Annotated in this window: 7 protein-coding genes, 1 tRNA gene and 1 pseudogene; all 9 read left to right on the top strand. The window is 49.8% G+C overall.

Annotation, left to right across the window (positions count from 1 at the left end; all coding sequences use genetic code 11):
• The coding region (locus Q1V74_RS07760) for a DALR domain-containing protein (protein WP_366524662.1) at window positions 1-844 on the top strand (844 nt) is incomplete at its 5' end.
• On the top strand, window positions 816-1,484 hold the full coding sequence (locus Q1V74_RS07755; protein ID WP_260649128.1) for a DNA-3-methyladenine glycosylase 2 family protein: 669 nt from the start codon (window positions 816-818) through the stop codon (window positions 1,482-1,484). The genes Q1V74_RS07760 and Q1V74_RS07755, both read left to right, overlap by 29 nt.
• Before the next feature lie 17 nt (window positions 1,485-1,501).
• Window positions 1,502-2,467, top strand: coding sequence for an acetyl-CoA carboxylase carboxyltransferase subunit alpha (locus Q1V74_RS07750; RefSeq protein WP_300647848.1), 966 nt, complete (start codon window positions 1,502-1,504; stop codon window positions 2,465-2,467).
• Window positions 2,439-3,512 (top strand): tRNA lysidine(34) synthetase TilS, encoded by a 1,074-nt coding sequence (tilS, locus tag Q1V74_RS07745; protein WP_300647846.1) that lies wholly within the window; start codon window positions 2,439-2,441, stop codon window positions 3,510-3,512. The genes Q1V74_RS07750 and tilS overlap by 29 nt, the downstream gene beginning before the upstream one ends.
• A 60-nt stretch (window positions 3,513-3,572) precedes the next feature.
• Entirely contained in the window at window positions 3,573-4,829 is a 1,257-nt protein-coding gene (locus Q1V74_RS07740; RefSeq protein WP_260649125.1) for an aspartate kinase, read from the top strand.
• Window positions 4,830-4,884: 55 nt separating this feature from the next.
• Window positions 4,885-4,977 (top strand) — tRNA-Ser (locus tag Q1V74_RS07735).
• 375 nt (window positions 4,978-5,352) lie between these two features.
• Window positions 5,353-5,748: pseudogene (locus tag Q1V74_RS07730) on the top strand (Vi polysaccharide biosynthesis UDP-N-acetylglucosamine C-6 dehydrogenase TviB); the annotation flags it as partial.
• Window positions 5,749-5,775: 27 nt separating this feature from the next.
• A complete protein-coding gene (locus Q1V74_RS07725) occupies window positions 5,776-6,825 on the top strand; it encodes an NAD-dependent epimerase/dehydratase family protein (protein ID WP_300647843.1) in 1,050 nt (349 codons plus the stop codon).
• A partial coding sequence (locus Q1V74_RS07720) for an oligosaccharide flippase family protein (RefSeq protein ID WP_300647840.1) occupies window positions 6,822-7,812 on the top strand: 991 nt, incomplete at its 3' end. The genes Q1V74_RS07725 and Q1V74_RS07720, both read left to right, overlap by 4 nt.

Here is a 7,812-nt window from a genome sequence, read left to right as displayed (position 1 = left end):
TGGCTTGGGGCGCCCCGGTTGGCATATTGAATGCTCAGCCATGAGCCATGCCTTGTTGGGCATGCCCTTGGACATTCACGGTGGCGGACCAGATCTGAAATTCCCCCACCACGAAAACGAAATCGCCCAATCCGAGGGGGCGTTTGGTGGGGAAATGGCATCGATTTGGATGCATTGCGGACCACTTATGGTGGATGCGGACAAAATGTCTAAATCCTTAGGCAATTTCCGCACGATTCGCCAAACCATCGCCGCCGACGTGGCCGATAACCAAGCCACTTACGAAGCCAACCCACGCGAAGCGGAAATGCTGCGCTTTTTCATTGTGCGTAACCACTACCGCAGCACACAAAACTACGCACCCGATAACCTTTACGATGCCCAGCAAGCCATCGACAGGTTGTACCAGACCCTAGCCAACATCCCACCCGCCGCACAAAACGGCATTGATTGGGACAGCCCTTATGCTCAGCGTTTCCGTGACGCCATGAACGATGACTTCAACACGGCTGGGGCAGTCGCCGTGCTTTTTGATCTGGCCAGTCAGGCCAATAAGGACAAATCCGCGGCATTATCGGCTGAGCTTAAGGCATTGGGGGGGATACTAGGCTTATTGCAGCACGACCCCCAAACCTACTTACGCTCGCCCACCCGCTATTTGAAAACAGGGGCGCAAGCTTCATCCATCACCGATGCCCAAATCGAAGACCTAATCGCCCAACGCCATCAGGCCAAGCAAAACAAAGACTTTGCACAGGCCGATGCGATTCGCGAACAACTGCGCGCCCAGGGCATCGAGCTCGAGGACAAGCCCGGTGGGCTCACCCAGTGGCGTCGTGCTTAATACCGCAACAGATCAGGTGGTCGCACCCGCGTATTGGGAAAGAGCAAAAACCGAATTGATGAAAAATGATCGGATTCTGCGTAGAATAATCCCCCTATACGCTGATGATGCGCTAGGGTTACCGGCATCGCCGTTTGTCACCCTGGTGCGTGCTGTCTTATCGCGCCAAGCCAGCCGGCGCACCGCGCTAAGACAATGGCACCAGTTTGCGCGTCATCACGGGGAACAACCCAATCCAGAAAATATCGCTATACTTTCGTCTGCTTGCTTAGGTCAAATTGGTTTGCCTAGGCGTAAAGCAGAATATATTATTGGGATATCTCAACATTTTGTGGATGGCTATATTGATGTTTCGCGTTTACAGCACTTAGATAACGAAGCTGTAATCGAAACACTTTGTGCTATTCGTGGCGTCGGCCGCTGGACGGCCGAAATGTTTTTAATTTTTAACTTACGTCGTGCCGATGTTTTGCCACTGGATGATGCCGCTTTATTACAAGCCATCTCTACGCATTATTTCAGTGGCGAACCGGTATCGCGTTTTGAAGCCCGCGAGGTTGCTCAGGCTTGGGCACCTTGGTGTACTGTGGCAACATGGCATTTATGGCGCAGCGTAGATGCTGTAGCTGTCCATTATTAATACGAGCTAAGACGACAATGCGAAATACTTTCCTAGAGTTCGAGCAACCCATTGCTGAACTCGAACAAAAAATAGACGAATTGCGATTTGTGCAGGCGGATTCCGCGGTAGATATTTCCGAAGAGGTCAGCCGTCTACAGCAAAAAAGTCAAACCTTGGCGCGTAGTATTTACGCTAAATTAACGCCTTGGCAAACGGCTTTGGTAGCACGCCATCCCCAGCGTCCTTACACCTTAGATTACGTGCGCGAAATCTTTACGGATTTTCACGAACTACACGGCGACCGCATGTATGCGGACGATAAAGCCATCGTAGGTGGGTTGGCTCGGTTTAACGGCACACCATGCATGGTCATTGGTCACCAAAAAGGCCGCGACACCAAAGAGCGTGCCAAACGTAATTTTGGCATGCCACGCCCCGAGGGCTACCGCAAAGCCTTACGCTTAATGCGCTTAGCCGAAAAATTCCAACTCCCTATTTTTACCTTTGTGGACACCCCCGGTGCGTACCCCGGCATCGGTGCCGAGGAACGCGGCCAGTCCGAAGCCATTGGGCATAACCTCTATGCCATGGCCGAACTCAAAGTCCCCATTATCTCCACCATTATTGGCGAGGGCGGCTCCGGCGGGGCATTAGCCATTGCCGTGGGCGATGTGGTGCTCATGCTGCAATACGCCACCTATGCGGTGATCTCCCCCGAGGGCTGTGCTTCGATTTTATGGCGCAGCGCCGACAAAGCCTCTACCGCTGCCGAAGCCTTAGCGATCACGGCTGACCGCCTAAAAGATCTGAATCTTATTGATCGTGTGGTTAACGAACCCATTGGCGGTGCCCATCGCGACCCCGCCACCATGGCACGCCAGCTAAGCCGAGCCCTAGCCGACGCCCTGCGTCAGGTATCGGGGTTATCCGTAGATCAATTACGTCAGCAACGTTTAGAGCGCTTGTTGTCTTATGGTCGTTACCAAGAGTCACGTGCCTAATCCTGGTTTTCCACCCCTTAGCACCTCTTTTCTTGAGCAGGTAGCCAACCCCTTGGTGCTATCTGCGTTGCAGCAGCTCACCCAACCGTTGGCAGCAGATGCATTTGCCGTCGCATGCAGCGGCGGGGTGGATTCTGCCATGCTGGCGTTACACGCGGTGGTATGGGCACGCAAGCAGGGTAAAACCCTGCATTTTTTTCATGTGCACCATGGCTTACAACAGCGGGCAGAGGGCTGGGTGGACCATGTCCATGAGCTCGCCTTGTTTTTCGGTGTGCCGTGCCACACCGTGCGCGTACAGGTGGACCTAACCCAGGGCGATGGCCTGGAATCCGCCGCACGCACCGCACGCTACCAGGCTTTTACACAGCTTAGCCAGCTTACTGGTGTCAAGCATATATTCTTAGGTCACCATCTGGATGATCAGGCCGAAACCGTATTGCTGCGCCTACTGCGGGGGGCGGGGGTTACCGGCATGGGCGCCATGGCACCCCTGATGCAAAGGGACGGCATCCATTATTTACGCCCCTTGCTTACCATCCCCCGTGCTAAGCTGATCGCTGTGGCAGAGCAATTTGCCGCGCAAAGCCAGTGGAAACCCGTGTGGGACCCAACCAATCTTCAGGACGACTACACGCGCGGGGCGCTGCGGGACCGGATTGTGCCGCACTTAAATGAACGGTGGCGCGGCTGGCAGCACGTATTAAGCCGCCATGCTCAACAAAGCCAAGAAATCGCCGAGCTCTTAGACGAAATCGCCGAAGACGATTTGGCAACGCTAGATGTGGACGCCGCCAGCCAAAGCTTTGATCTAGCACGGTGGCGCCAGCTCAAACCCACCCGCCAAGCCCTGGTACTGCGCCATTGGCTAGCCAAACAAGGGCAAAAAATGCCCACCCAAGCACGGTTAAATGATATGTTACGGCAGCTGCGTGAACTGCATGCGCTGGGCTTTGACCGCCAAATGCGCATTAAACATGGCGACGTCTATGTATGCTGTCGCCGCGGCCGCGTGTTTTTACATTTTGATACTAGCGTATCGTAGCCAAATAAAATAGTATTTTTTTTCGTGGCGTGAGCCATTTTATTTCAGTCAGTAATTATTATGTCCTTGATCGTACAAAAATATGGCGGCACATCGATGGGCTCGGTAGAGCGTATCAAAAATGTAGCGCGCCGAGTCGCCAAATGGCACAAAGCTGGACATCAGGTTGTAGTGGTTCCTTCTGCTATGTCTGGCGAAACCAACCGTTTGCTAGGCTTAGCAAAAGATATCTCCGCACATCCTAACTTGCGAGAGCAAGACATGCTCGCTGCCACGGGTGAACAAGCCAGTAGCGCACTATTAGCCATGGCATTGATCGAGCTTGGCGTGCCCGCTCGTAGCTATGCCGGTTGGCAAGTGCCAGTGAACACCGACTCCTCGTATACCAAAGCACGCATTAAATCCATTGATCCCACCCGAGTACAAGCCGATTTAGACGCTGGCCGCGTGGTGATTGTGACTGGTTTTCAGGGGGTTGATGACAAAGGCCACATCACCACCCTAGGGCGTGGTGGCTCGGACACCTCGGCCGTGGCCATGGCCGCCGCGCTAAACGCCGATGAATGCTTAATTTTTACCGACGTGGATGGGGTCTATACCACCGACCCACGCGTGGTCCCCGAAGCCCGTCGCATGCGCGTGATTTCCTTCGAGGAAATGCTAGAGCTCGCCTCTTTGGGCTCCAAAATTCTACAAATCCGCTCTGTGGAGTTTGCCGGTAAATACCGGGTCCCCGTACGCGTTTTATCATCTTTAACTGATCCGGATATGCCCATCGACGAGGAAGACTCCTCGGGCACGTTGATTACCTTCGAGGAAGACACAAAAATGGAAGCTGCTGTTGTTTCTGGTATTGCTTTTAGCCGTGACGAGGCCAAATTCACTTTGCGTGCCGTACCCGACACCCCCGGTGTGGCGTATTCGATCCTAGGCCCCATTGCCGAAGCCAATATCGATGTGGATATGATCTTACAAAACCTATCGGTACAGGGCACAACGGACTTTTCCTTTACGGTAAACCGTGCAGATGCCGAGCGCACCCAAGAGATCCTAGAAAAACAAATCGGCCCAGCCATCGGTGCAGGCGAAATTGTAGCGGACTCTAAAGTATGTAAAGTCTCTATCGTGGGGATTGGCATGCGCAGCCATGCGGGTGTAGCCAGCACCATGTTCCGCGCCTTGGCCGAAGAGGGCATCAATATCCAAATGATCAGCACCAGCGAAATCAAAACCTCTGTCATTATTGATGACAAATACATGGAGCTCGCTGTGCGCACTTTGCACCGCGTTTTTGAGCTAGACCAAGAGAAAAACTAAAGTCAGCTAGGGGCTAGCTTTTTTATTTAAAGTTATGCTATAGTTATGACTTTACGGAGATGTGGCCGAGAGGTTGAAGGTACTCCCCTGCTAAGGGAGCATGCGGCTTATACCCGCATCGAGGGTTCGAATCCCTCCATCTCCGCCAGATTTAAAAAGCCCTTGATTCATTTCAAGGGCTTTTTTTTTGCCTTTTTGAAATATTGCCCCGATAGTGCAACATTTTTAGCTTATATTCAAACAAATCTTTTAATTAGCGGTAGAATTGTTAGGGATTTATCAATATAAGATCACTACTTATGATCTTTTTAGTTTGAGTGCTAGTTAATAGATATCGAGATATCCTTATCTAAAGAGGCTTAGGAAAAATCTAGAAACAACGATTTACGTATATACCTCACTTAGTAGTTTAATTAACGTTAGAATTGATGGCTAATTTGAAAACAAGGGGGAGTACTCTCTCTAATAACAGAGGGCTGCCGAGAAAGCTGCCTATTTATAATAAACACCACACCTAAAAAGCATGCTTTTACTATTAACCATACAATTAGCCATTATTGGTTTAGGTTACGTAGGCTTACCTTTAGCTGTCGAGTTTGGTAAAAAACGGTGTGTCATGGGGTTTGATATTAATCAATCACACATTGATGCTTTAAAAGCAGGGCATGGCATTACCCTAGAGGTTTCTGATAAAGAACGAGCCCAAGCTACAGCACTGACCTTTACCCATCGCCTAGAAGATTTAAAAGATTGCAATGTCTATATTGTTACTGTCCCCACCCTCATCAACGAACACAAGCAGCCCGAACGTATTAACCCTGGTGACAAAGAACACCGCGTTACTAACATCAAAAAATTCACCGCTGGGTCTACCCCTGAAACCGATGCTGTGGTCGATGCCTTGTATAACGAAATCATTATCGTTTGATTAAGTAGTGGAATACATATGACAACACCTAAGGCTTTATCTATTAGCCCCTATGCCGAGCTGCAAGCTGCCCTTAAAAGAACACCTAAAACCTGGCTAGTCACTGGCGTAGCTGGCTTTATTGGTTCTAATTTATTAGAAACCTTGCTTAAGCTCGATCAAACGGTGGTTGGTTTAGATAACTTTGCTACCGGGCATCAGCATAATTTAGATGAGGTGCAGGGTTTAGTATCGACCGAGCAGTGGGCGCGTTTTTCTTTTATTGAAGGCGATATCCGCAACCTAGAAGATTGCCAACAAGTCTGCGAAGGCGTGGATTACGTGCTACACCAAGCCGCCCTTGGCTCGGTGCCGCGCTCTATTGATGACCCCATAACCACCAACAGCGCCAATATTACCGGCTTTTTAAACATGCTAGTGGCCGCACGCGATGCCAAGGTGCAAAGCTTTACCTATGCGGCCAGCAGCTCTACCTATGGCGACCACGAAGCCCTGCCCAAAGTGGAAGCCAACATAGGCAACCCCCTAAGCCCCTATGCCGTTACCAAATACGTGAACGAGCTATACGCCGATGTGTTCGCCCGCACCTATGGCTTTAACTGCATTGGCCTGCGCTACTTTAACGTGTTTGGCAAACGGCAAGATCCAAATGGCGCCTATGCGGCGGTTATCCCTAAGTGGACGGCAGCCATGATAAAAAACGAAGACGTATTCATTAATGGCGATGGTGAAACCAGCCGCGATTTCTGCTTTGTGGAAAACGCCGTACAGGCCAACATACTGGCAGCCACCACAGAAGACCCAAAGGCCAAAAACCAGGTATACAACGTGGCCGTGGGGGATAGAACCACCCTAAACGATTTATTCCACGCCATACAAAACGCACTGGCAGAAAACGGCGTGAACTATGAAAAACAAGCCGTGTACCGCGATTTTAGGCCAGGGGATGTACGCCACAGCCAAGCGGATGTGAGCAAAGCAAAAACGCTATTGGGCTATGCGCCGGAATACAGAATTATGGAAGGCATTGCGAAGGCGATGCCGTGGTATGTGCGTTTCTTAAAATGATGGATCAACTAAAAACATTGCTGGCACGCTTCAAAAAAAGCAAAGATGGCAAAGTGCTCGCCAGCAACTTTGGCTATTTGATGCTGCTGCAAATAGCAGGATATGTATTCCCACTAATTACTATTCCTTACCTAGCAAGGGTAATTGGCGTAGATGGCTTTGGTAAAATAGCCTTTGCCGCTGCAGTAATGGTGTGGTTTCAAACCGTATCCGATTGGGGGTTTAACTACACCGCCACCCGAGATGTTGCCCGCAACAGAGACAACCTAGAAAAAGTATCTGAAATATTCTCAAACGTACTTTGGGCAAGAATATGCCTTGCCGCCATATCCTTTGCTTTGCTTTACGCGCTAATAGCCACAGTACCGTATTTCAATGAGAACAAAGACATTCTGCTAATCACCTTCTTGCTTGTACCCGGCCACATCCTGTTTCCAGACTGGTTTTTTCAAGCCATGGAACGAATGAAATACATTACCTATTTCAACCTATTTACCAAGGCGCTGTTTACTGTGCTTGTTTTTGTGTTTGTAACTGAAAAAGAACACTACATTATTCCGCCCTTGCTTACTTCGCTTGGGTTTGTGTTCAGTGGCGCAGGGGCCATGTACTTAATTTTAGGGAAATGGGGTGTAAGGCTAAAACGCCCGCAATATAAAGAGATCACAGCCACCATCAAAAGCAGCACTGATGTGTTTATAAACAACATAATGCCGAATTTATACAACAGCTTTTCGGTCGTGTTACTAGGCTTTATGGGCGGAAGCATAGCTAATGGCTTATTAGATGCAGGTGGAAAATTCATAAACATTGCTCAACAATTTATGAATATCATATCGCGTGTTTTCTTCCCATTTTTATCCAGAAAAATAGACCAACACCACTTATATGCACGGGGGAGCCTGGCGTTGGCCGCGCTGGGAAGCTTAGTACTGTTCTTATCTGCTCCGTTAGTTATTAAGCTTTTTTTCACAGAAGAATTTTATG

The sequence above is a fragment of the Paenalcaligenes sp. genome (genome assembly GCF_030152715.1).
Taxonomy (GTDB): domain Bacteria; phylum Pseudomonadota; class Gammaproteobacteria; order Burkholderiales; family Burkholderiaceae_B; genus Paenalcaligenes; species Paenalcaligenes hermetiae.
This window is presented reverse-complemented; position numbering and strand designations above follow the sequence as displayed.